Raw genomic sequence first — 24218 nt, 5'->3', positions numbered from 1 at the left:
GCTGGCAGCCCTTCCCGGACTAGCCGCCGCCCTCGGATGGGCACTCTCACGCGGCCTCCGGCTCTCCTACCCCTTCGACATGGGAGCTCCCATGCTCAATTACGTCAGCGGCCACCGGGCCGACACCCCACAGGACTTCGCCGAACTCGCCCTCGGCACGCCCGCCGAACTCTGGCTCGGGGTCGACGGCGAGAGCGCCGAAGAGCGCGCGGCCCGCCTGGACGCGGCCCGTGACATCCTCGCCGACCCCGAATACCGAGACCTCCCGGATGCCCTGATCCGCCTGGCCGCAAGGGTCGTTGAGGATCACCCGGACCTGTTCAACGTGGTCCCGCTGGCCCGCCCCGCCCGCCGCCGCACCGCCCGCCGGGGGGCCGCCGCATGAGTGAGGACCTGACACTGGACGATCTGGCCGTGCCGCTGCGGGCGCTGCGCCTGCTGGCCGCGGACCTCGGTCACCTGCCGGCGCCCGATGTGGACGTGACCCAGATCTACCCGAACACCCTGCGCCTGAGCTTCCACCGCGGCGGCCTGGCGGCATTCGAGGTGTGGCGCGAGACGTTGGGGATCGCCCCGGGCAAGGTGCGGCACGGGACGCAGGGCGGGGGCCACACGCGTGTTCTGCGCGCCGAGGTCCACTACGCCGGCGCCGAGCTGGAGTTGGTCGCCTACGCGGACGTCCACACCGCGGAGCCGTCCTCGGCCGAAGGAGTGGCCGCGTGAACACCCTGGCCACGCTCCTCTTGTCCGCGCTGCCGCTGGCCGCCGGGTGGGCGGTGCACGTGTGGTGGCTGCGCCGCTGCCTGAACACCGCCCGGCGTGACCCGCTGACCGGGTTACGCACCCGCGACGGCTTCACCCGCCGCGCCACAGACCTGCTCAAGGACCCGCGCGCGGTGGTGGTCCTCGCGGACGTCGACGACTTCAAGCACATCAACGACGACCACGGGCACCCTGCCGGGGACGCGCTGTTGAAGGCGACCGCGGACCGGCTCGCGCACCACGTCGGCCGTACCGGGGTGGCCGGGCGGCTCGGGGGTGATGAGTTCGCCGCCGTGCTCATCGACGACCACGGCACCGCCGCCGACATGCTCGCCGTCCTGCATGGCGTGCTCGCCCGCCCCGCCGACGGTCAGGACCCGGCCGTGCACACCACGGTCTCGCTCGGTTGGGTGCGCGCCGCGGACTTCCCCGCGGATGACCTGTCCGGGCTGCTGCGGCGGGCGGATGAGGCGATGTATGCAGCCAAGCAGGCCCGCGCCGGAATGCGGCGGGCCGGGCTTGGCTGGCTGTTCGCCACCGTCACCGGCCGCCGGGCCGGTCGCACCGGCGCCCGCACCAATGCACCCGTTGCGGTGGCTGCGTGATGGCCGCCTATACCAAGTGCTTTGACCCGTCCGGGGCCCGGTTCGGGGTGCCCACGTTCCCCTGGCAGTTTGCCCCGGACGGCTACGCCACCCGCCGCCAGCTGCGCGAACGCGGACTACGCCCCGGCGGGCAGCCGGTCGCCGCACAAGTGCTGCGTCATCATCGCGGCCGAAAGTCTGGCTACCAGGTGGCCTATCTGTACCGCGAGGACCTGGCAAAGCCCGTGCGGCCGATGACGTCTCGCAAGTGGGGCGCACTCGCCCTAGCCATGCACGCCCGCCGCACCTGCCCCAAATGCCAGGTCACCTACAGCTACTGCCTGCCGACCTCGCTCGGCATGTGCGTGCTGTGCGCCTACCCGGACGAATATCAAAGGAAGTGATCACATGGACATGGAGTGGAAGGAAGCCGCCCGCAAGGCGGTGCACTGGAGTCTGCCGGTCGCTCTGACCGGCCTGTCCCTGGGCTGGACCGTCTACGCGGTGGGAGAGATCCTCGCCCACCAGGCCCCCGCGCCGCTCGCCTACACCGTGGCCGGCATCTACGACGCGGTGTGGCTGTACGCGCTGGCCATGGAGACCGCGCACCGCCGGCAGGGATCGTCCGGGAAGCTGCCCGCCGCCCTCGGCTGGCTGTTCCTGGTCACCTCGGTGGGCGTGCTGTTCACCCACGGCCTGCTCTACGCCACCGCCGTCGTCGCAGTGATCGGCGCGATGGTTCCGGCCGCGGCCAAGGCAACGCTGATCATGGCGGTGGAGCGGGACACCACCCGCATCTCCCCCGCGGCGCAGCAGCAGATCGACGCGGTGCGCAGCGCGACTCGGGATCAGGTGGCGATCGGCCGCGCGGTCACCCGGGCCAAGGCCGACCGGCACACCACGGCCGCCGCCCTGGAACGCGAGGAACGCAAGGCCCGCGGCCAGGCGCACAAGGTGCGCCACGAGGCGAGCGAGGATCTGGCGAAGCTCACCGCCAAGCACCCGACCGGCGACGTCCCGCAGGAGGTTCCCGCCCTGTTCTCGGATGAGGACCTGGCCCGGGTGCTGGGCACGTGGACACAGGAGGGTGTGTCCCCTGTGTCCCCGCAGGTCAACCCCGTGTCCCCGATCGGGGAAATCGGCACTTCCCAGGGCGAGGGACACACCCCGCTCGACTGGGCCGCGCTGGTTCAGGTGGCGGCCGTAGCCGGCGTCGAAACCCCCGAGCCGGGCCAGCCGCTGACCGAGGAACAGCTCACCGTCGTGCTGCGGTGGCTGCGCCACTCGGAAAACCCGCCGCTGTCCTACCGCAAGGCCCTGGCCGCCTACCGCGCGGCGGGCTTCTCCGCGAAGGAAGAGCGGGTGCGCAAGGCGTACGCCGCCCTGATCGACGCGGAGGACGCGCAGCCGTAAAGCCGTCCGGCACGACGCGATGAAGGCCAGCCCAGGGCAATTGGGCTGGCCTTCGTCGCGACTGCCGGAAAGCAGTCGACCGCACCAGTGAAGCAGACCCGGTGAGCCCCGGCGAGCGGCACCTTCGCAGACCCGGCGCGCAGACCCGGCGAGCAGCACAGGCACCAAATCCACTCGATGCGCGAGCCCAGGCCCGCGCACCTACGACGCACTGAACGGAGAGTGTGTGGCACGGAAGCAACAGCAAGCCAAGGGCGAGGACACTTACGGGCAGGCCGCCGGCGCCATCGGCGGTCTCGCCATCGTTTTCGGCGTCCTGGCCGCCATCAAAGACAAATTGGGCCTGTCCTGGCCCGCCACCGTCCTGTTCACCGCCGGGACACTGGTCGCACTCGGCTACCTGGCGTGGAGGATCCGTTGGGGCCTTCCGCGCCTGTGGGCGCGCCAACCGGGAACCTCGCCCGCAGCCCAACCCGCGGCTCTGAACCAGGAATCCCCTGTCCAGGCCGTCGCTGGCCTGGCGCCCGGTGCGCCCGTAGGCGGGACACCGGTCGCTGTCGAGGCAGCTCCGGACGGGGATGAGCCCCACCCCCAACTGTCCATGGTGCTCAGCCGGGTGGGGGCCATCGGCAAGGACGAACACATCCGTGCTGGTGACGTCACCATCGAGGATCTGCCCGGCATCGGCACCGTCTACGACTTCCTGGTGCCGAAGGGCCGCACGCACGACGACGTGGCCAAGCAGCTCGGGCCGATCGCATCGATGTTCGGCGTCACCCGTCTGCACCTGAAGCTGGAGACGAGCCGGAAGACCGAGCGCCGGGTGCGGCTTCTGGTGCTGAGCGAGCCTCCGTTCAGCCAGCCGTTCCCGGCCCCGACCCGGCAGGAGATCCAGGCGTTCGCGGGGGTTCCCCTCGGACACGAGGTCACCGGCCGGCTCGCTGGCGTGCCGACGTTCGACAAGGCATCCCTGCTGGTCGCGGGCATGACCCAGATGGGCAAGACGACGCTGGTCAACGGGCTCATCACGTGCCTGCTGATCGGGTACGGCGAGTTCGACCTGTACCTGCTCGACGGCAAGCTGTGTGGGCTGACCCAGTTCGAAAAGCTCGCCGTCCGCTACGAGGCGTCCGACGATCCGGCCGTTCTGGAGAGCATGCTCGATGACCTGCTCTTTCGCGTGGACGACCGGTACACGCAGTTGCAGGACGCCATCCGCAACCGGCAGCCCGCGCCGGTCTTCAAGCCGGTGTTCTTCATCATCGATGAGGCCGCAGACTTCTACACCGACAACGGCACCAAAGAATCGAAAGAACAAGTCCGCCGGGTAACCGACAAGTCCCGGTCCCTCGTGGCGAAGTCCCTGGAATCCGGGATTTCCACGGTGATGCTCACGCAGCGCCCGGCCAAGGACGCGATTCCGGTGAAGGTAAGGGATCAGTTCCTGTACCGGATGTGCCTGTACGTGGCGTCGGAGGGCAGCGCGAAGGTGGCTCTCGGGGATTCGTACTTCGATACGGTCGCCCCGATTCACCCGGCCCTGCTCGACCCGGAGATCAAGGGCCAGGCCGTGCTGTTCGCCAACGGATCGTCAACTCTGCTCCGTGGCTTCAATTTCGCGGATGAGTTCATCTGGGGTGTGGTCGATGAGGTCCACGCCCGCCGCGAAGCAGCGATCCCGGAATCCCCACTGAAGCAGGCCATCGACCTGCTGAGGAAGAACGGTGCCGAATTCATGCTCACGTCCGACCTGGCACCCGCACTGGGCATCACCGACAACCGGCCCGGTGAGCGCGGAAAGCAATTGTCGAAACTGCTCGGAGTTGCTCCGGGCAAGGACGACAAGGGCGCCCGCGGCTACTGGCTGACCGACCTCACGGCAGCCGCCCTGTCCGGCGTGTGACCGCCCTCTCTCGGCCCGCCGGAGTATCCGCCAGACACCCGCCAGCGGTCCGCCGTGGCGGGTGCTTCGTCCGCCGTGCACCCGCCGTCCCGGCGGGTGCACGGCGGACCTCTGGCGGGCTCCTGTCGGACACGCGTGGCGGTCCTGATCAGCCAAAGCGATGCAACATCCCCGGAGAGGAGGGAGGAGGCCCGTTGCGAGCCTCAACAGCCGTCACCATCGGCATGGGAGCGACCGCGGCCGTCCTGGTGTCCGCGCTCGTCCAGGGCGCCGCTGACGACCCGGTCGGCACCGCGTTGAGCCTGGCCGTTCCCAGCCAATACAAATCCCTGATCGAGGATGCAGGACATACCTGCTCCGAGGTCACCCCGAATATCCTCGGTGCACTGTTGACGCAGGAATCCGGGTTCAATCCGAAAGCCCGATCCGAGGTCGGAGCGGAAGGTATCGCACAGTTCATGCCGTCCACCTGGGAGACCCAGGGCATCGACGGCAATGGCGATGGAAAGCGCGACGTGTGGGATCCAGCCGATGCGATCCCTTCCGCAGCCAAATACCTCTGCGGCATAGCCGAAGACGTCAAGAACGTTCCCGGCGATCCGCAAAGCAACATGCTCGCCGCGTACAACGCCGGAAGCGGCGCCGTCCGCAAATACGGAGGCGTGCCGCCCTACAAGGAGACACAGAACTACGTCAAATCCATTCAGACACTCGCCAAGCAGCCCTCCAGCGGGAAGACCGCAACCACCACACAAACTGAGGCCGCGATCAGCGCGGCGAAAGCGATGCTCGGCACCCCTTATTCGTGGGGTGGCGGGAATGCCAGCGGTCCCAGCACGGGAACCTGCTGCTCGCCGAATGGCCGCTCCGGAAAGTCAACCATCGGGTTCGACTGCTCGGGGCTGACGCTCTACGCCTACGCACAGGCCGGCATCTTCCTGCCCCGCACGGCCGCCGAGCAGTACGCGGCCTCCGAGCCGGTCAAGCCCGGCGACGTGCAGCCCGGCGATCTCGTCTTCTACGGCTCCGCCCCCGCGTCCATCCATCACGTCGGCCTGTACATGGGCGGCGGCTGGATTCTCGACGCCCCCCGCCCCGGCACGAAGGTCCGCTTCGACCCCATGGACACCATGCCCGACCTGTACGCCGTCGCCCGCCCCGTATCCCGTCCCAGCAAGGAGATCTGATCCATGTCCAAGTTCACCGTGCTCGCCAAGCCCGTCGACATGTCCGGCGGGTTCAAGGACTTCTTCGACACCATCGGCCTGACCGGTGGCGGCCTGGTCACCAAGGGCATCGCGGCCGTGATCGCGATCATCGCGCTGCGCATGCTGCTGCAGCTCTCTGGCGACCCCAAGGGCGCGCTGCGCAAGGGCAGCATGGCCATCGGCACCCTGTTCGTCGCGGTGGTGCTCGCCCTGTACGGGGACACCCTGTTCTCCACCGTCACCCAGGCCAAGGGCTGATGCCGGATGGCAGACAACTGCTCCCTTCTCTCGGGCCAGGCCCGGAAGATCTGTGAACAGGACGGCCCCCACCGTGCCCCCGGCGGCGGGGGCGGTGTCGACCCGTGTGACGCCATCAAGGGGCCGGGCAAGGCGTACTGCGAGCGCGTCCCTGGCTCCCACGCCCCCGGCACCGGCAGTGGTGGGGGTGCCTCCGACCACATCCGCACCCTCGCCGACAGCCTCATCAAGAAAATCAGCGGGCTGATCGCTCCGGAGCACGGGTGGGCGCCAGCGAAGTCCGACAGTGGGCTGTACGAGCCGTTCCTGTGGCTCGGGCAGCACCTGGCGGTCGCCATCTTCGTCTGTGTCGTGGTCGTGTGCGCCCTGGCTGCCTGGCAGGGCGCGCCCCGCCTCAAGCAGATGGGCGCGTCGACCGGATGGACCCTGGTTGCCGTCGTCGGCATGGCGTCGGTCCCCGGGGCCGTGATGTTGCTGAACAAGGCCGTGAGTGGTGCGTTCACGGCCGCGTTCAGCAGCAACGAGTCCACCCTGTTCGGCGCGATCAGCGACGACATGCAGCACGCAGCGGACTCGGGCAACCCCCTCGCGATCCTGATCATCTTCAGTGCGCTGGTGGTCGCCCTGGCCTTTGCGGCGCTGGTGTTCATGACCCGTCAGCTCGGCATCCTGGCGTTCGTGTGCATGGCTCCGCTGGTGCTGGCGTCGCTGGCCCGCGGGGGCGACACGACGGCCGTCAAGACATGGGCGATGCGCCTGCTGGGTTTGATGTTCGCCCCGTTCGCCCTGCTACTGGTCAGTCCCTTTGTGGAACTGGCCAAGGGGTCCCTGGTGGTGGACGCGGTCCTGCTGGTGGCCGCGGACGCTCTGATGCTGCGCATGATCTTCCACGGGGTGCCGTACTTCGGGCCAAAGGTGGCCCGTGCCGCCCGGTCCTACGTGGAAGGCAGGACCCCCAGCCCGCTCGCTCATGCCGTGGTGCGGGCCGGTGTCCCCGACTTCTACGAGAAGGAGAACACCCCGCGCGGCCCCCGCACGGTGAACACCCCGGGCCGCGCCCTCTCCCAGGACCGCGGCGTCCTGTTCGCCGCCTACGGCCTGAGCAAGCCCGACCGGTCCGGACGGCTGACCACCGCATCGGCCGTCGCCAAGGAACAGCGCGACAAGCGCGAGACCGCCGCCCGCCGTCAGCAACTGCGGGAAGTGCGCGAGCAGTACCGCACCACCCCGCAACAGGGCGCGGCCCCGGCAGCCCAGCCGGACACCGCCCCCACTCCCGCTCCGGCTCCGGCTCCGGCTCCGAACGCGCAGGATCCGACGGCGACTCCGCCGGCCTCGGACCCGTCGCCCACCGTGTAGCGCCACTTCCTGGCCCCGGCGCTGTTCCCTTCCCCGCCTCCCGGCGGCGGGAGCGGCGCCGGGGCCAGGCGCATTCACCCACCGACTTCCGGAGGTTGCTCCCGTGTACTCCCTGACCCCTGGCTACCGCATCCCCGCCGTGCAGCGCGGACTGTCCCGCGCCGAGACTCTGCTGACCAAGGTGAACGCTGGGCTCGGGAGTGCCGCACTGATGTCGGCGGCCATCACCCCGCCCCCGGTGTGGACGTTCGCCGCCGTGGGCGCCACGGCCGCCGTGCTCAACCTCGCCCCCGGCCCGCGCTCCCTCGCCCGATGGTCGACGATTGGCTACCGGCATCTGCGCGAGCGCGACGTGCCAGACAGCATGGCCGCCCACCCTGGCACCACCGCGTCGTGGGCGCTGTACCCAGGTCACGGAACGATGCAGGACCCGCAGCGCCGGGCAGGCTTCCACGACGCGTTCGCCCGGGCGCTCACGTTCGCCGGCGGGCAGGCCCGCAGCGCGGGCGTGCAGGTTCACGTCACCCATCACACCACCGCCCGCGACTACACCCAGCACACCCAGACCATCACCGTCCACGTCCCCAAAGGGCTGATCGCCCATCCCGACCGGGTCATCGACAGCCTGGCGCACGAGTTCGCCAGTCTCGGGGCGCTGACCCCCATGGAACCGGCCCCACTGCCTGCCGTAATCGAACGAGGCTCAGCCTGGGCCGGGTTGGACGACGGCCGTTTCGTCTCGACCGCCCGGATCACTGGATGGCCAGAGGAGACGGATGGCGACTTCATGCCGAAGCTGCTATTCGGGCCGGGTGCGGATCGGTCGATCGCTGTGCTGTATCGGCCGCTGCCGGCTGGGCTGTCCCGCCGGTCCGCGAAGTGGCAGCGCGCCGCCTCCGAGGCCTTCACCAACGACAAGGTCAAGCAGGACACCCACGACATCGCCAGCGGCACCACGCACGGCGCACTCGTGCAAGGCGCCACCCTCGTCGACCTGGACGCCTACCTCACGGTCTGGGGCGACAGCCCCGCCAGCGTCACCGAGGCCCGCTGGCAGGCCTCCCTCACCGCGGACCGGCACCGCATCCGGCTCGACTGGCTGCCCGGTCAGCAGCACCGCGCGCACGTGATGACCACCCCGCACGGAGCCTCCACCAGGAAAGGGGCCATCCTGTGATCCGACTGCCCACCACCCACGCCGCCGTCACGGCGCCGCTGGTCGCCTCCAGCACCGCCTTTCCCGGCATCCTGATCGGCCGCTCCCTGCTCGACGGGCGCGAGTTCCGTCTCTCGCCCGTCCAGACGTCGGCCGCGCTGTTGCCGTCGACCAACTCCCTGGCCCTGGGCGGTCTCGGCTCCGGCAAGAGCACGACAGGCAAGGCCCGGGCCAACCGCGAGATCCGCGAGAACGGTCACCAGTACGTCGTCATCGACTCCTTCGGCGAGGACAACGCCGGTGAGTGGACGCCGCTGACGCGCTCCCTTGGCGGGCGGGTCATCGAGGCCGGCACCTTCACCCTCAACCCGGTCAGTGAACTGTTCCCGCCCGAGGTGCGGGAGCAGCTGGTCCGCTCGCTGATCCTGGCGGTCGAGCCGGGTGCGCTTACCCATCAGGCCACCCATGCGCTCCAGCACGCGCTGAATCACCCCAAGGCCACCTCGCTCAACGGCCTGGTCGACGCCCTTATCTGCCCGGAAGATGGCCGCTGGCCGGCCGCGAAGCTGACTGAGTGGGGCGAGGGCGCCGCGATCGGCTTGTCCCGCTACACGGAGGGCAGCCTGCGGGGTCTGTTTGACGGCCCCGGCGCGAGCCTGCCGGAGACGGACCTGCCGATCCTGTCCTTCGACTTCTCCCACCTGGACCGCAACAGCCCGGCGATCCCCTCGCTGATGGCCGCGGTCTCCTGCTGGGCAGAGCACGTGTGGCTGCGCCAGTCCACCGCGGTGCACAAGCACCTGGTGCTGGAGGAGGCGTGGCAGATCCTGCTGTCCCCGGCCACCAGCGAGTTGATCCAGCGGCTGCTGAAGAACAGCCGCAAGGCCGGGCTGTCGCTGGACGTGGTGATGCACACGCTGTCCGACCTGGGTGAAGGCAAGGCGCGGGATTTGGCCCGGCTGTGCGAGATCGCGCACGTGGGACGTCTGAACCCGGAAGAGGCCGCCATCGTCGGCGCCCTGCTCGGGCTGCCCGCCTGGGCAGTCGACAGGATCCCCACGCTCGATCCGGGACAGGCGGTGTGGAAGGTCGGCCCGGACTACGTCGACATCGTCCAGACCGTCCTGAGCAAGGAAGAGGCCGCGCTCACCGACACCTCGGCACGCCGCCGCCAGGCACAGCAGGCCCCGGCGGTCGAGCAGGACACGGCCGCCGCGGCGACCGAGCCCGTGATGGAAGCGAGCGCAGACACCGCCGTCAATGCAGACTCGAGCGAGGATCTGTACTCGCCGTTCACGGCAGCCGATGAGGCCTGGGACTGGGAGAGCCTGCCGCCCAACGTCATCGGCGAGCAGGGGCACTTCGACCTTGGCCGGCACGAGAGCGTCATTCAGGCCGCGATGGACGGCCGGTGCAGCGAAGCCGCAGAGCTGGCCGCCCTCTACGAACGCGAGGACATCACCGTCCACGGCCTCAACTCCCCGCAGGCACTTGCCTGGTGGGAGACGCGGGCGCAGGTGGCGGATCTGCGCGGAGAGCCCGGACAGGCGGCGCAGCTGCGCGCTACCGTCGCCCGCATGGGCAACGACGACGTCGAATGGTTCGAAAAGCGCGCCGACAGCACGTCCCCCGCCTGGCACAGCGTGCCCCAACCCCCCACCCCCGCACCGCCGCTGGCCGACGACGAACCCGCGCCAGCACGCCGGCGCACGTGGCCCTACGTCGCCGCGATCGCCACCCTGTCCATCGCGGTGGCCTGTGTGTGGCAGAACGGGCAAGCCGAGCAGCACGCGCAGGAGCGCCAGCACAAGGCGGCCAACTACAAGGGCCGCTCGGGCGCGGCGCTCACCCTGGACGGCGTCAAAACCACCATCGTGGCGCAGTGGAACACCGACCGGGACCACGTAGTGCTTGATCTGAGTTCGTTGTTCGACCGGAACGCGCGCTACCTGCGGATCGACGCCTCTGGCAAGACCGCCAGCAGTGTCCGGGAAAACGGCTGGTTCCCCAAGGCCCCGGAGATCTTGCTGCCGGTGGCTGATCCCCTGGCCGACGTGACGGTTCATGTCGCGGTGGGAGGACGCACCTGGAAGGAAGGCTCCCGAGCCGTCAACCGGACTGTTCGCCTGTCTCCGGACGGGATCGCCTACGACGCACAGACCGGAGACAAGCTCCCCTCCGACCTGTGACGTCCGATTGCCAGTGAGGGCCCGCACCCCTGTCCCCTGAGGGTGCGGGCCCTTTGTCGTGCTCGCCTCCGGACGCTCCGTCCAGTCCTCGCCCACCCGCCCCGGCGCGGCGGGCGAGCACTGAACAGGCCGTCCGGCCGCACCCACCACCACAACCCGCGAAGGAGACCCCGGATTTGGCGAAAGCTCCGATCGTCATAGGCGTGCTGGCAGAACCGGCCCCCACCTGGTGGAAGGCCAACCGGCACAGAGTCCTCGCCATCGCCGCACTGCTCGCTGGCCTGTACCTCGGCACCCACCAGAGCGGAACCCAAATGCCGTCCCAGCCCGCGCACCCTGGCCACACCAGGCCCGGCCCGAGCAGCCCGCATACGGCCCCGGACGCGCAGCCTGAGACCGGCCCTACCAGCCCCGGCCGCATCACCATTCGACTCTTCAGCCCAGAGCGCTGAGCTGCAAAGGAGCCTCGTGTTCGAGATCCGCATCATCTGCGCACCGGACGACGTCGACCGCGTCACCCAGGCCCTGGCCGCCGCGTTCGACACCGGCCCGGCACGCCAGTACCCCGCCCGCGACGGCAAGCGCAGCCGCCTGTACGTCACCGCAGAGCACCGACCCACCACCCCCGAAAGCGAGTGATCACATGTCGTTCGGAGAAACTCCCGTGACCCTCATCGGCAACCTGACCGACGAACCCGAGCTGAAGTTCACCGAGGGCGGCGCGGCACTGGCGAAGTTCACCATCGCCGTCACCCCGCGCACCTTCGACCGCACCGCCAACACGTGGAAGGACGGCACCACCGCCTTCTACCGCTGCGCCGCCTGGCGCACCCTCGCCGAACACGTCGCCGACAGCCTCAAGAAGGGCTCCCGCGTCGTCGCCAACGGCCGCATGCGGCAGCACGACTGGACCAACGACCAGGGCGAGAAGCGCTCCATGCTCGCCGTCGAGATCGACGACATCGGCGCATCCGTGCGCTTCACCACCGTCACCATCAACGCCCGGCCCGCCACCAACAACGGCACGACGGGCGGCGACGCCTGGTCCACCAACAGCACCGCGGCCACCGCGGACACTGAGCCCCCCTTCTAGCTACGCCAAGGGCGGCCCCCTCGTCTCGCCAAAGAAGCCGGGGCCGCCCTTGTCCACCACTCCGTCAACAGACCTGTGGAGGTCTTTCAGCATGACCCAACCCGCCGACATCCGGCGAGAGCACGACGCACCCCCGACCGTGTCTCTGGACACCCTGCACCTGCTCGCCGCCGCCCTGCTGAGCGCCGAGCGGCACTGGCCGGTCATCCCCCTGACCCCGAACACCAAGCGCCCGTCCGGGCACCCCGAACGGGCCTGCCCCCGCACCGGGCGTTGCGCCACGGGGCATCGCACCCCCGAACAACGCGCCACCACCGACCCCGACCTGATCCGCGCGGCCTGGGCGAACCAGCCGTACAACGTGGGGATCGCGACCGGCCCGGCCGGTCTACTCGTGGTCGATCTGGACGTGCCCAAGGAGGAAGAGCAGGAAGGAGCGCCTGACGGCGCCACTTCTTTCCAGGCGCTCTGCGAGCGCGCCGGACAGCCCTATCCGTACACCTACCAGGTGCGGACCCCCAGCGGAGGCCGCCACCTGTACTTCACCGCCCCGCGAGGGACGCGGTTGAAGTGCAGCGTGAAGCGGCTCGCCCCACACATCGACACCCGCGCCTGGGGCGGCTACGTCGTCGCCGCCAACAGCACCACACCCCAGGGCGCCTACGAGGTCGCCGAGGCGGCCCCGGTCGCCCCCCTGCCGACCTGGCTCGCCGACCTGCTCACCGCGTCGGCAACACCAGCAGAACCGCCCGCGCTGGCTCCGGTGCGGGACGGCACCAAGGCCGCTCGCACCGCTCTGGAGCGGGAATGCGCGGTCATCGCGGCTGCCTCCGAGGGCGGGCCGAACGGGCGCAACAGCACGCTGCACAAGAGCGCGTGCAAGGTGGCCCGGTTCGTGGCCTGGGGACACATCCCCCGGCACACCGTCGAAGAGGCAATCCAGGCGGCGGGGGAGTCCACGGGACTGCCGGCCGCCGAGTGCCGCACAACGATCCGCAGCGCCATGGAGTGGATCCTCGCCAACGCCACACCGCGGGAGGCCGCATGACCACCACCCGCTCCCCCCGCCTGGATTGCCCCATCCTCGCCCCCAACGGGCCGCAGAACGCCCCGCACGCTCTCGGGCGAACGCGCGTAGGCGGCCGAAAGGAGGCCGCCCGAAGGGCGTCCCTTCAGCTCTTCCTCCCACCTCACCGCATCCCTTGCCCGCCGCACGAGTCCGAAGGGAGGAACGCCCTATGACCAGCGCCAACCCACCGGAGCCGTCCATCGACGGCGCGGCCCTGCTCGATGAGGTCGAAGCGTTCCACCGCCGCTTCAACATCTTCCCCACCGAAGCCGCCTACGTCGCCGTCACCCTGTGGGACGCACACGCCCACCTCATCGACGCCTTCGACGGCACCGCCCGCCTCGCCTTCCTCTCCCCGGAGCCCGGCTCGGGCAAGTCCCGCGCACTGGAGATCGTGGAAACCCTCACCCCACGCGCGGCCACCACCGTCAACGCCTCCGCCAACGCCCTGTTCCGGCTCGTGGAGGCCGACGGCGGGACACCGACATTGCTCTTCGACGAGATCGACACCGTGTTCGGGCCCAAAGCCGGCGGCAACGAAGAGGTCCGCGGCTTCCTCAACTCCGGCTACCGGCGCGGCGCCAAGTCCCTGCGCTGCGTCGGCGACGGCTCGAATCAGAACACCGAGTGGTTCTCCTCGTTCTGCGCCGTCGCCATGGCCGGACTCGGCTCCCTGCCAGACACGATCCTGACCCGCTCGGTCATCATCCGCATGCGCAAGAAGGCCCCCAACGAGAAAGCCGAACCCTACCGGCGCCGCGTGCACGAGAAGCAGGGGCACGCCCTGCGGGACCGGCTCGCCGACTGGGCCCAGACCGTGCGGGACGAGGTCGCCCAAGCGTGGCCCGAGATGCCCGACGGGGTCTCCGACCGGCCGGCCGACGTGTGGGAGCCGCTCCTGGCGGTCGCCGACGCGGCCGGCGGGGACTGGCCCGAACGGGCCCGCGCCGCCTGCATCGTGCTCATCAAGTCCGCGCAGGAAGGCGACGAAGCCTCCCTCGGAGTCCGCCTGCTGACCGACCTGCGCGACCGCGTGTTCTGCGGCGCCGACCGCATGCCCACCGCCGCCATCCTCGAAGTCCTCCTGAAACTCGACGACGCCCCCTGGGCCGACCTGAGCGACGACGGCAAGGCCCTGACCGCCCGCGGCCTGTCCAAGCTCCTGAGCCAATACGTACGCCCCGACAACAGCCCAATCCGACCCCGCGGCATCCGCGTCGGCAGCGGCACCCCGAAGGGCTACTACGCGGAAGACCTCAGCGACGCGTGGGCCCGCTACTGCCCCCCTCCCCCTCAGAAATCCGCAACATCCGAAACATCCGCAACACCGCAGGTCAGCGCGGGTGAATCTGTGGCGGAAGCCCCCTCCGAGAGCCGCCACATGTCCGCGGAAACCGACACACGCCAACTCCGCATCGCTGGCTGACCAGCCGCGCCCGATAGCTGCCGCCGCGCGGACAGTGCGGCGGCAGCTATCCGCAACACAACCGGCATCCGCCACAGATCCAAGCCGCTGACCAGCAATGTTGCGGCGTGGCGGATGTTGCGGATTCCCAGAAGCCCCGACCGAGGAGTCGCACCGATGGCATGCCCCGAAAAGCTCACGCTCACCGAGGTCCTGACAGAGATCAAGATGAGCCGCGCCGCCTTCTACCGGATGCGGGCCCGCGGCCAGGCGCCCCGCCTCAGCAAGCTTCCCAACGGCCAGGTCCGCGTCAGCCGAGCCGATCTCGACGCGTGGTGGGACGCCTGCGAGGAACGCGCCGCCTGACGACACCCCCCTCTGGCCCGCCCCAACTCGGGGCGGGCCCTTTTCATCTTCGGAGAGCCATGCCCTTCACGTACGACGTCCGTATCTACAGCATCGAGACCCGTCGCGATCGCCCGAAGCCCTACCGTGTCCGCTGGCTCGTTGGCATGCAGAAGCACTCCAAGAGCTACACGGTCAAAGCCCAGGCCGATGGCCGCCGTTCGGAGCTGATGACCGCGCTGCGCAAGGGTGAGCAGTTCGACGTGGAGACTGGCCTCCCTGCCTCCGAACTCCGCGCACGGCACGGGGCTGTGACTTGGTACGAGCACACGCGCGAGTACGTGGCCCGCAGATGGGATCGGCTCCCTGCCAAGTCCCGTCGCAACGACGCCGACGCCTTGGCCACCATCACGCCAGCTCTCGTGAAGTCCACGGCCGGGCAACCTTCCCCCCGGTTGCTCCGCACTGCCTTGTACGGGTGGGCATACAACAAGAGCCGCTGGGACGAGGAGCATCCTGACGATGTCGTGAACGCTCTGCGCTGGCTGGAGAAGAACTCGCTCCCCGTTTCCGCGCTGGAGGACCCCGCTACGCTCCGTCGGGCGCTCGATGCATTGTCGACGTTGCTCAACGGCTCACCTGCGGCCGGGCGTACGGCTCGCCGCAAGCGTGCGTGTCTGAGCGACGTGCTGGGGCTCGCGGTCGAACGGCGGTACTTCAGCGTGCCGGTCAATCCGTTGTCCACGGTGAAGTGGTCGGCCCCGAAGTCCACAGAGGAAGTGGATCCGGCGAGTGTGGCCAACCCCCGCCAGGTGCGGTCCCTTCTCGAAGGTGTTCGCGGTCAGGGAGACCGCGGTGTCCACCTCGAATCCTTCTTCGGGTGCCTGTACTACGCGGCTATGCGCCCTGCCGAAGCCGTGGGATTGACCTCCTCGCAGTGTCATCTGCCGGAAAGCGGCTGGGGCAGGCTCACGCTGCGCGGTGGCATCGTCCACGCCGGCCGGGACTGGACTGATGATGGACGGGCGCATCAGGACCGCCACCTGAAGGCGCGGGCCGAGCGAGACTCCCGCGTGGTGCCTATCCCGCCGCATTTCGTCGCGATGCTCCGTGGGCACATCGAGCGTCACGGCACGGCCCCTGACGGCCGCTTGTTCCGTACGAGCCGCGGCGGCGTGATTCAGGACACGGGATACGGCGAGGTCTGGGAGCGAGCCCGGGAGACCGTGCTGTCCCCGGAGGAGGAAGCCTCGCCTCTCGCTCGGCGGCCGTACGATCTCCGATGCGCCGGCGTCTCGTTCTGGCTCTTCTCCGGCGTCGATCCTATGGAAGTCGCCCGCCGCGCCGGGCACTCTGTGGCCGTGCTGCTGCGCGTCTACGCGAAGGTTCTAGCCCAGGCACAGGACCGCGCGAACCGCCAGATTGAGGCTGGCCTGCGGGAATGGGACGGAGACGGGCTTCCCCCCGGGGGACGCCTGGGGGACACACACTGATCTGACTTGGGTGCCACCCGAGACTAGGTGAGACAAAGTCCGCGTTTCGATCACTACTCGAACACTGCTGTTCGAGCATGAAGAAACCCCCTCCGCCCCGCGTTTCCGCAGTTCGGAGAGGGTCTCGAATCAACCTTTAAAGCGTGGCGGCGCCAGGATTCGAACCTGGGAAGGCTGAGCCGGCAGATTTACAGTCTGCTCCCTTTGGCCGCTCGGGCACACCGCCGGGGTTGCTGCCCGTTCGAACCGTCTTGCGGCGGTGCTCCGTGGCAACGACGTAAACAATACCCGATGCGGAGGGGTGCTTCGCCACCCGATTGATCTGCGCCCGGCGGACCGCGGGTGGCTAGGCTTGTGCGGATGCGGCCCGGGACCACGCCGGGCTCGGCGCGGCCCCCACGTACGCCGATACGCACCCGTACGCACCCCGTTTACGCACCGATACAAGGAGCCACAGGACATGGCCGACTCCAGTTTCGACATCGTCTCGAAGGTCGAGCGGCAGGAGGTCGACAACGCCCTCAACCAGACCGCCAAGGAGATCTCGCAGCGCTACGACTTCAAGGGCGTGGGTGCCTCGATCTCGTGGTCCGGCGAGAAGATCCTGCTGGAGGCGAACTCCGAGGACCGCGTCAAGGCCGTTCTCGACGTCTTCCAGTCCAAGCTGATCAAGCGCGGGATCTCGCTGAAGGCCCTGGACGCGGGCGAGCCCCAGCTCTCGGGCAAGGAGTACAAGATCTTCGCGTCGATCGAGGAGGGCATCTCCCAGGAGAACGCCAAGAAGGTCGCGAAGATCATCCGTGACGAGGGCCCCAAGGGCGTCAAGGCGCAGGTGCAGGGCGAGGAGCTGCGCGTCAGCTCCAAGAGCCGCGACGACCTGCAGACCGTGATCGCCCTGCTGAAGGGCAAGGACTTCGACTTCGCGCTGCAGTTCGTGAACTACCGGTGATCCACCACCGACCCGCGGTTCTCTCCACTCGATGAGGAGAGGGCATGAGGAGAGGGCGTGACGAGGGGTGTCCTTCTCGTCACGCCCTCTCCTCATTCGCCGTCAACTCCCGCGGCGGATCCCGGCAATTGGCGTGACCTGATGGTCCGCCGCCGGTCGTGGTGCCACGCTGGTGAGGAACCTGTTTCCGCTGCCCGTCGGGCATGGGAGGTAGCTGTGGCAACAGAGTCGGTCGGCACGTCGGCGTCGGGGAGAGACGGGGAGCTCACACTGGAGCTGGCGCTGTACGGGCCCGACCCGGCACCGGAACAGCTGGAGGAACTGCGCCGGGCACTGTCGGCCGCGGGGGCCGCCCGTGTCCAGCGCACGCACCTCACCGCTCCGGAGTCGGACCAGCGCGTGGCCGAACTCGTCGAGGTCACCACGCTGTTGGTCGGCGCGGCCGGCAACGTGGTGGCGATCGTGGAGACGGTACGGGCCTGGCTCGCCCGGCGTCGCGAGGAGGCCGCGCACCGGCCCGCCACGACGGGCGCGGACGCCGCCACGCCCCGGGTGATCGTGACGCTGGACGGCGAGACGCTGGAGCTCGTCGACCCGCCCGAGCGGGCCATGAACGAGGCGATCGCCCGCTTCTACGACCGACACCGGCAGGACTGAGCGATGACGGTCCTCCAGGTCCGGGTGTCGGAGCCGCGGCGCGGGCGCACCCAGTACTCGTACGAACTCAAGTCCGGTGACGGGTCCGTGCTCGGGCCGCTGGAGCAGGAGCACACCGTCGATGTGAGCCAGGACCTGGTCAAGGACCTGTGCATGGAGATCGACGAGGCGCTGAAGAACGCCGATGCCGACGCCCCGGCCGGCACCGAGCTGCGCGAGAGCCTGGCGAGACTCGGCAGCCTGCTCTACGACGCGCTGTTCCCGCAGGCCGGCCAGCCCGAGCTGATGCGGCGGCTGCGCGAGTCGAGCGGGCCGCTGCTGGTGCAGAGCAACGAGGCGCTGGTCCCGTGGGAACTGCTGCACGACGAGGGCGACTTCCTCGGTCTGCGGCACGACATGGGGCGCCGCGCGAAGGTCGACCGGCCGGTGGTCAGCGGGCGCAGCATCGACCAGGTCCGCCGGGCGCTCGTCGTCGGCGACACCCTGGGGGATCTGGCGTCGGCCCGGGAGGAGACCGAGCGGATCAGCGCGTGGCTGAGCGAGAACGGGGTGGCGTGCACGGTGCTGACCGGCCGCGAGGCCACCCTGTCGCGGGTCGTCGGGGAGCTGGCGCGCGAGCAGCAGCCGTACGACCTCTTCCACTACTCGGGGCATGTCTCCGGGGTGCCGGACGCCGCCGGGCTGATGGTGCACGACCGCAAGTTCATCGGGATGGACGCGCTGCAGCCGCTGGCCCGCAGGGGCGCGCCGCCCGTCGTGTTCATCAACGGCTGCGCCTCGGCGGACCCGATGCTCGACTCGGCGCCGCGGGCCCAGGCGGAGGCGGCGCAGACCATGAACGCCTGCATGGCCTTCATGGTCGTGGGCGCGAAGACGGTCGTCGGTACGCGGACGGCGGTGGGGGACGCCGGGGCGCTGCGCTTCGCGGAGGCGTTCTACGGGCAGCTGCGCGACCACATGGAGGCGGGCACCGCCGTACGCAGGGCGCGGGCGCTGCTGGCGGACCAGTCGGAGGGCGCGTGGGCGTCGTTCGTGCTGTACGGGGATCCGGCGGTACGGATCACCACGTCCGCGGAGCCGGAGCCCGAGCCCGAGCCGGTGCGCCGGGACGACCGGAGGAAGGCCGGGTCCGAGCGGCCGGGGTACTCCGCGGACGCGACCGGGCTGCTGCGGCGGACCCGGCGCTTCGGCTCGGTGCGCGGGATCGTCACCTCGGTCGATCTGCTGACCGCGCTGCTGGAGACGGAGAAGGTGCGGGAGCGGGCCGCGGTGCGGATCGGGGCGAAGCGGCTCCAGCTGCTGACCGAGGTGCTGCGCCAGCTCCAGAGCCATACGCCGGCCGCCGGTGACACCGGGTCGTTCCCCACGGGCTCGTACGGCGTGAACGGCACGCAGGGCACGAGCGGCGCGAACGGCTCGAACGGCTCGAAGGCAGGCGGCGGCGCGAAGCCGGACGGCGGCGGGAGCATCGTGCTGTCCGACACCGTCGAGCGGGTGCTGGAGGGGGCCGAGGCGGCCGTCGTGCGGGACGGGCGCTCGGCGGTCGGGGTGGACGACATCTCGGCGGCGTTCCTGGAGACGGGCGGCGGCAGTTGTGCCGAGCTGCTCCAGCTCTTCGGGATCAGGCCGGACCGGCTGCTGTCGCCGACGGTCGAGCGGCGGGGACCGCAGTCGGGCGACGACGTCTTCAGCCTGGACGGGCTCTCCCCGGCGGCGGCGACGGCGGTGCGGTGTGCGCGGCTGCTGGCGGCGGTGAAGGGCGAGAAGATCAGTACGTATCTGCTGCTGCAGGCCTTCGCGATGACCGGCAGCGAGGTGCTGCAGGAGGCGCTGGCGGAGCAGGGCGAGGAGGGGACGGACGCGTATCACACGCTGGCGCCGCTCGGCGGGGCCCGGCCCCGGGACTTCTCCCGGCGCACCCTGGCCCGGCTGGAGCAGACCCTCGCGGAGGCGGACGGTCCCGTCGGTGAGGAGGCGCTGCTGATCGCGCTCCTCACCGAGGAGGACGCCTCGGCCCGACGCCTGCTGCAGAAGCTGGGCGTCGAGCCGGAACTGCTCATTCAGGCCTTGCGGAATCCCCTGGGCTGACGGCACCGACGGGCTCCGGCGGCTCGGACGGCTCCGGGTCGGCCGCGGCCGTCAGGTGCGTCACGCCCTGGCGGGCGACCGGGTCGTCGGGGTCTCGGGCCAGGGCGAGGTGCCAGTGGCGGTGGGCCTCGGTGTGCGCGCCGAGGTGGTAGCAGGCCAGCGCCAGCGCGTTGTGGGCCTCCATGTCGTCGGGGTACCAGTGGACGATCGCGGTGAAGCGGTCGCGGGCGGTGGCGTGGTCGCCGGCGCGGGCGGCGGCCAGGCCCTCGTTGAACAGGCGCGCCGCGTAGGCCGACAGCCGGACGTACGCCTGGAGCGGGGTGCCGCAGCGGCGGCAGCTGCCGGCCGTGGGCTCGTTCTCGGCACGGCAGCGGGCGATGGGGCAGACGACCGTCACCGCAGCCCCCCGCCCGAGGACGAGTCGCCGACGACGATCGGGATGACGATGTCGTTCGCGCCGCCCTCGCCGACGAGCAGGCGGGCGAGGTGACGCAGCCGCGCCATCAGCTTCCCGGCCTCCTGCATGACCCGTTCGGGGTCGGTCGCCAGCGACGGCGCCAGCTGCTCCAGCCGGTACCGGATCTCCTCCAGCTCCCGCTGCTCCGCCGTCCTGCCGGTGCCCGCGGCCACCCGCAGCAGCTCCTGGCTGCCCTGCATACCGGCCCGCACCAGCTCCTCCGCCCGCACCGCGGGGGTGAGCTCCGGGGCCGACTCGGTCCGCATCATCTGCTCCAGGTACCGGTACATCCGGTGCAGCTGCTGGATGACCTCGCCGTACGCCCGTTGGTCGCTGTTGGCCCAGGCCCGCTCGCCGCGCTGGCGCTGGTCCTCGATGGTGCGGGACATCTCGGGCGCGTCGAAGGTCTTGCCCTGCGGTACGCCGTTCTGGACGAGGTACGCGTGCAGGCTCTGGCAGGCCTCGACCAGGTCGTCGAAGTCCTGCTTGGGCGGTTCGAGGCCGCGCGAGTGCTGGGTCGTCACGGAGTCGGCGAGCTGCTGGAGCTCCTGGAACTCGTGCACGGCCGAGGACACGTCGCCGCTGCCGCGTGCCTCCTCGAAGGCCTTGCGCACCATCGTCCACTTGGTACGGGCGATGGTCTGCGGCCCGGCCGGGAGGTAGCCGGCGTTCTCCTCGAAGCCCCGGTACAGCGCGTCGATCTCCGCCTGCTCGGGCATCGGGCGCTCGTCGGGCAGCTCCACCGGTACGTCGAAGTGGACCTCGCCGACGGTGCCGCGCACGGTGATCGCCGCGTTCTCGTGCATCGCCACGTTCAGCCGGATCGCGGTGCCGCGCGGGGTGGACGACGGCACCTCCACGGTGATCACCTGGATCGGCGTGCTCTGCTGGAACAGCCGCAGTTCCACCCGCTCCTTGCCGGGGTGGATGAAGTCGAAGTCGCGTTCGTACGGCAACTGCTGCATCGCCGGCACCAGCTCCAGCCGGTCCGTGCTGCCGTCCCCCAGGGCGACCTCCAGCTTCACGGTCTTGGCGTTGAGCGCGGCGCCGCCCGTGCCGCCGGTGGGCCGCTGCTCGCCCGAGCTGTGCGCCATCGGGCGGCCGGCGACGGCGCGCAGGTCGCCGTAGGCGTCGTACACCTCGAAGGCGAGCTCGGTCTCGGCGTCCGGCTGCACGGGGACGTCCTGGAAGGCGAAGGTGCCGTCCGCGAGGAGGTCGGTCTCGTCCTCGAAGCCCGGGGTGGTCAGCCGGACCTGTCCGTCGGTGAGGTCCAGCCCCTCCACGAGCGGCTGGACGGTGCCGCCGACGGAGGTCTCGGCGCGGCCGGTGGCGGCGCTGCCGTGGAAGGAGACCCGTACCGTGCGCTGCTCGTCGTAGACGGCGAGTCCGCCGACGGCCGCCGCGCGGACCGCCGCGCCCAGCGCGACGACGGTGTCGACCTGCTCGTACACCGGCTCCGCGCAGGCGGCGCGGATCTGGCGCGGCGAGTCGGGGGCGGCCGGACCGCACAGCTCGCGGGTCACCATCTCCCGCACCAGCGGCATGTGGGTGGAGCCGCCGGCCAGGATGATGTGGTCGACGTCGGCGAGGGTGATGCCGGCGCGCTCCTCGGCGCGGCCGATCGCCTCGTCGCAGTAGGTGAAGGTGCGCTCGATGAGGGGGCCGGCGACCGCGTCGAGCTCGGCGCGCTCCAGGAGGGCCTCGACGACGACCGGGTCGCCCTGCTGGTCGATGAGTCGGCCCGCGTCCCGCAGCACGAACTCGGTGCGCTCGGTCAGCGCCTTCTTGGCGCCCTCGGCGAGCATCTTCAGCTGGCTGAAACGCAGCGCGTCCTCGGGGTCGCGCTCGGGGTCGAGGTCGAGGGCGTAGCCGTCGCGCCTGAGCATCTCCTGGAGGTGGCGGGCGAGCGCCGTGTCGATGTCGTCGCCGCCGAGCCGGTTGTTGCCGCTGATGCCGAGCACCTCGAAGGTGCCCGCGGTGCAGCGCAGCACGCTGACGTCGAAGGTGCCGCCGCCGAGGTCGTAGACGAGGAAGGTGCCGTTCTGGGTGGCGGTGCGCCAGCAGTAGTGGCTGGCGGCGGCGGTCGGCTCGTGCAGCAGTCCGAGCACCTCCAGGCCGGCCTGTTCGGCGGCCTCCCGGGTGGCGTCGATCTGCGGCTGGTCGAAGTACGCCGGTACGGTCACCACGGCGCGGTCGACGATCCAGCGGGCGGTGGGTGTGTCGAAGGCGGCGACGTCGGCCTCGATCTGCTGCTTCATCTCGCGCAGGATCGCGGCGGAGACCTGCGGCGGGGTGAGTTCCTCGCTGCCGAGCCGGGCCGTCTGGCGGGTGCCCATCAGGCGTTTCACCGAGGTGACCGGTTCGGGGGTGCTGCCCTTCCTGGCGAACGCCTTGCGGCCGACGACGAGTTCACCGCCGCTCGGGGCGCGCCAGACACAACTGGGCGTGGTGGCGGACTTGGTGACCGGGTCGCGGTGCAGGACGATCTCGCTGTCGGCGGGATTCATGACCGCGACCGCGCTGTTGGTGGTGCCCAGGTCGATCCCGACGGCCTTGCTGACGATCTGCTGCGTCATACACTCGTGTCCGTTTCTTCGCGTTCTTCGCGTTCTTCGCGTTCTTCGCGTTCTTCGCGTTCCTGGTGTTCCTGGTGTTGCCGGCGTGTGTTCCTACGGGGCTTCCGGTTCGGGGCAGCCCATGACCACGCGGGCACGCCGGACGACCTTGTCGTCGTCGCCCGTCGCGTCGTCGTGGTCGTCGCGGCCGTGGTGGAACACCGCCGGCTCGATGGTCTGCGCGACCACCTCGGCGCTGAACTGGGGGCCGCTGCGCCAGTGGACGACGTCCGCCCACTCCGCCACCTCGTCGTGGCCGCGGCCCAGCGGGTCGCGCACCTCGATGCCGCGCTGCCGCAGCTCCTCGAGCATCTGGTTCTTCAGTACGCGCAGCAGGTCGTGCAGGCGCTTGTTGCCGCCCTCCACCAGCGGTGCCTCGGCGCGGGCCAGCTGCAGCTCCAACTGCCCGGCCAGAGCGGCCAGTTCGTAGAGCGAGCCGAGCACGGCGGCCGACTCCTGCGCGGCCCTGCCGCGGTCCTTGGCCAGGTCGTCCCGGGAACGCTGGAGCACCCCGGCGAGCTCGTGCGAGAGGTGGACCGCCTGACCGAGGCCGTCGGGAACAGGGCGCTCGGCGAAGACGTCCCAACTCGGCGGCCCGACGGGCTCCGCGGGCGTGGGGTCCGCCGGCGTGGGGTCCGGCGGTGCGGGGTCCGGCGGTGCGGCGGTCTCCGGATCTGCCGAAGGCGCGTCGGTAGGCGTCTGGTCGGCCTCAGTCTGCTCAGCCGAAGAGGACATCGGGTACCTCCAGGTCGGGTTCCGGGTCGTCGGGGGCCGGTGTCCGGTCCTCCAGGGCGGCGTGGGTGCCGGGCGGGAGGGGCTGGAGCAGTTCCCGCAGGACTCTGCGGACGGCCTCGGTGACGTCGAAGTCCTCCGGAGCGAGCGGCCGTGCCCGTGGGCCTGCCGGGGCGGGCCGGTGCCGGCGGGCGAACTTGTCCCAGCGCCGCCCGCGGTAGTCGGTGCCCGGCGGTTCGGTGAGCGCGTGGCGCTGCCGGGTGCGCTCGTTGCCGATGAGCTCGCGCATCGCCCAGTCGTACAGCTCGCGCTCCGCCTCCGGCGCCGTCTTCAGGCCGTCCTCGCCCCGCTCGACGATGGCCTGCCGGTCGGCGTCGACCGGCAGTGCCAGGACGTGGAAGGGGTTGGGCCTGCGCGACGCCGCCGTCATGGCCGCGCCCCTCGGCCGCCGGGTGCGGACAAGTCCCGGCCGGCGGGCTGGAG

At 70.4% G+C, this 24218-nt stretch carries 24 protein-coding genes and 1 tRNA gene; 20 read left to right on the top strand and 5 right to left on the bottom strand.

The features are described from left to right. The first annotated feature begins 91 nt into the window (after nt 1–91). From ACFU97_RS07260 to xerC, 17 genes are all read left to right on the top strand, one after another. Nucleotides 92–385 (top strand): hypothetical protein, encoded by a 294-nt coding sequence (locus tag ACFU97_RS07260; protein WP_384252113.1) that lies wholly within the window; start codon nt 92–94, stop codon nt 383–385. Continuing rightward, complete coding sequence (locus ACFU97_RS07255; RefSeq protein WP_384252110.1) at nt 382–723, top strand: hypothetical protein; 342 nt, start codon at nt 382–384, stop codon at nt 721–723. The genes ACFU97_RS07260 and ACFU97_RS07255 overlap by 4 nt, the downstream gene beginning before the upstream one ends. After that, nucleotides 720–1367 carry a GGDEF domain-containing protein gene (locus ACFU97_RS07250; protein WP_384252107.1) on the top strand — a complete coding sequence of 216 codons (648 nt, stop codon included), beginning with the start codon at nt 720–722 and terminating at the stop codon, nt 1365–1367. The genes ACFU97_RS07255 and ACFU97_RS07250 overlap by 4 nt, the downstream gene beginning before the upstream one ends. Continuing rightward, nucleotides 1367–1750: an RRQRL motif-containing zinc-binding protein gene (locus tag ACFU97_RS07245; RefSeq protein ID WP_384252709.1), complete on the top strand. Its 384-nt coding sequence runs from the start codon at nt 1367–1369 to the stop codon at nt 1748–1750. Before ACFU97_RS07250 ends, ACFU97_RS07245 begins: the two co-directional genes overlap by 1 nt. A 4-nt stretch (nt 1751–1754) precedes the next feature. Beyond that, complete coding sequence (locus tag ACFU97_RS07240; RefSeq protein WP_384252104.1) at nt 1755–2759, top strand: hypothetical protein; 1005 nt, start codon at nt 1755–1757, stop codon at nt 2757–2759. 226 nt (nt 2760–2985) lie between these two features. Then, entirely contained in the window at nt 2986–4662 is a 1677-nt protein-coding gene (locus ACFU97_RS07235; protein ID WP_384252101.1) for an FtsK/SpoIIIE domain-containing protein, read from the top strand. Nucleotides 4663–4886: 224 nt separating this feature from the next. Continuing rightward, nucleotides 4887–5849: an NlpC/P60 family protein gene (locus ACFU97_RS07230; protein ID WP_384252098.1), complete on the top strand. Its 963-nt coding sequence runs from the start codon at nt 4887–4889 to the stop codon at nt 5847–5849. A gap of 3 nt (nt 5850–5852) precedes the next feature. Beyond that, nucleotides 5853–6128: a hypothetical protein gene (locus ACFU97_RS07225; RefSeq protein ID WP_384252095.1), complete on the top strand. Its 276-nt coding sequence runs from the start codon at nt 5853–5855 to the stop codon at nt 6126–6128. A gap of 6 nt (nt 6129–6134) precedes the next feature. After that, nucleotides 6135–7487 (top strand): hypothetical protein, encoded by a 1353-nt coding sequence (locus ACFU97_RS07220; protein ID WP_384252092.1) that lies wholly within the window; start codon nt 6135–6137, stop codon nt 7485–7487. Between the two features lie 139 nt (nt 7488–7626). After that, nucleotides 7627–8664, top strand: coding sequence for a hypothetical protein (locus ACFU97_RS07215; RefSeq protein ID WP_384252089.1), 1038 nt, complete (start codon nt 7627–7629; stop codon nt 8662–8664). Next, entirely contained in the window at nt 8661–10832 is a 2172-nt protein-coding gene (locus tag ACFU97_RS07210) for a hypothetical protein (RefSeq protein ID WP_384252086.1), read from the top strand. The genes ACFU97_RS07215 and ACFU97_RS07210 overlap by 4 nt, the downstream gene beginning before the upstream one ends. A gap of 468 nt (nt 10833–11300) precedes the next feature. Beyond that, nucleotides 11301–11471, top strand: coding sequence for a hypothetical protein (locus ACFU97_RS07205; RefSeq protein ID WP_384252084.1), 171 nt, complete (start codon nt 11301–11303; stop codon nt 11469–11471). A gap of 4 nt (nt 11472–11475) precedes the next feature. After that, entirely contained in the window at nt 11476–11925 is a 450-nt protein-coding gene (ssb, locus tag ACFU97_RS07200; RefSeq protein WP_384252081.1) for a single-stranded DNA-binding protein, read from the top strand. Between the two features lie 91 nt (nt 11926–12016). Next, entirely contained in the window at nt 12017–12973 is a 957-nt protein-coding gene (locus tag ACFU97_RS07195; RefSeq protein WP_384252078.1) for a bifunctional DNA primase/polymerase, read from the top strand. 190 nt (nt 12974–13163) lie between these two features. Further along, the gene (locus ACFU97_RS07190; protein ID WP_384252075.1) at nt 13164–14420 is read left to right on the top strand and encodes a DUF3631 domain-containing protein; all 1257 of its coding nucleotides are present in this window, start codon (nt 13164–13166) and stop codon (nt 14418–14420) included. A 156-nt stretch (nt 14421–14576) separates the two neighbouring features. Continuing rightward, a complete protein-coding gene (locus ACFU97_RS07185; RefSeq protein WP_384252072.1) occupies nt 14577–14765 on the top strand; it encodes a helix-turn-helix transcriptional regulator in 189 nt (62 codons plus the stop codon). Nucleotides 14766–14824: 59 nt separating this feature from the next. Beyond that, nucleotides 14825–16237 (top strand): tyrosine recombinase XerC, encoded by a 1413-nt coding sequence (gene xerC, locus ACFU97_RS07180; protein WP_384252069.1) that lies wholly within the window; start codon nt 14825–14827, stop codon nt 16235–16237. Between the two features lie 144 nt (nt 16238–16381). On the opposite strand, the gene ACFU97_RS07175 is transcribed toward xerC, so the two are convergent. Then, nucleotides 16382–16463, bottom strand: a tRNA-Tyr gene (locus tag ACFU97_RS07175). A gap of 234 nt (nt 16464–16697) precedes the next feature. On the opposite strand from ACFU97_RS07175, the gene ACFU97_RS07170 reads away from it, so the two are divergent. From ACFU97_RS07170 to ACFU97_RS07160, 3 genes are all read left to right on the top strand, one after another. After that, on the top strand, nt 16698–17186 hold the full coding sequence (locus tag ACFU97_RS07170) for a YajQ family cyclic di-GMP-binding protein (RefSeq protein WP_384252066.1): 489 nt from the start codon (nt 16698–16700) through the stop codon (nt 17184–17186). 216 nt (nt 17187–17402) lie between these two features. After that, nucleotides 17403–17843 (top strand): hypothetical protein, encoded by a 441-nt coding sequence (locus ACFU97_RS07165; protein ID WP_384252063.1) that lies wholly within the window; start codon nt 17403–17405, stop codon nt 17841–17843. A gap of 3 nt (nt 17844–17846) precedes the next feature. Then, nucleotides 17847–19931, top strand: a complete 2085-nt coding sequence (locus ACFU97_RS07160) for a CHAT domain-containing protein (RefSeq protein ID WP_384252060.1) — start codon at nt 17847–17849, stop codon at nt 19929–19931. Here ACFU97_RS07160 and ACFU97_RS07155 read toward each other — a convergent pair. From ACFU97_RS07155 to ACFU97_RS07140, 4 genes are all read right to left on the bottom strand, one after another. Continuing rightward, complete coding sequence (locus tag ACFU97_RS07155) at nt 19900–20328, bottom strand: DUF6584 family protein (RefSeq protein ID WP_384252058.1); 429 nt, start codon at nt 20326–20328, stop codon at nt 19900–19902. The two genes, ACFU97_RS07160 and ACFU97_RS07155, sit on opposite strands and share 32 nt — an antisense overlap. After that, nucleotides 20325–22964: an Hsp70 family protein gene (locus ACFU97_RS07150; protein ID WP_384252055.1), complete on the bottom strand. Its 2640-nt coding sequence runs from the start codon at nt 22962–22964 to the stop codon at nt 20325–20327. The genes ACFU97_RS07155 and ACFU97_RS07150 overlap by 4 nt, the downstream gene beginning before the upstream one ends. Nucleotides 22965–23057: 93 nt before the next feature. Beyond that, nucleotides 23058–23738, bottom strand: coding sequence for a hypothetical protein (locus tag ACFU97_RS07145; RefSeq protein ID WP_384252052.1), 681 nt, complete (start codon nt 23736–23738; stop codon nt 23058–23060). Then, nucleotides 23722–24165 carry a hypothetical protein gene (locus ACFU97_RS07140; protein ID WP_384252050.1) on the bottom strand — a complete coding sequence of 148 codons (444 nt, stop codon included), beginning with the start codon at nt 24163–24165 and terminating at the stop codon, nt 23722–23724. Before ACFU97_RS07140 ends, ACFU97_RS07145 begins: the two co-directional genes overlap by 17 nt. Nucleotides 24166–24218: the final 53 nt, after the last annotated feature.

This window comes from Streptomyces sp. NPDC057616, from assembly GCF_042800575.1.
Classification (GTDB): domain Bacteria; phylum Actinomycetota; class Actinomycetes; order Streptomycetales; family Streptomycetaceae; genus Streptomyces.
Note: the sequence above shows the minus strand (reverse complement) of the source record. Positions and strands in the feature narration are given on the sequence as shown.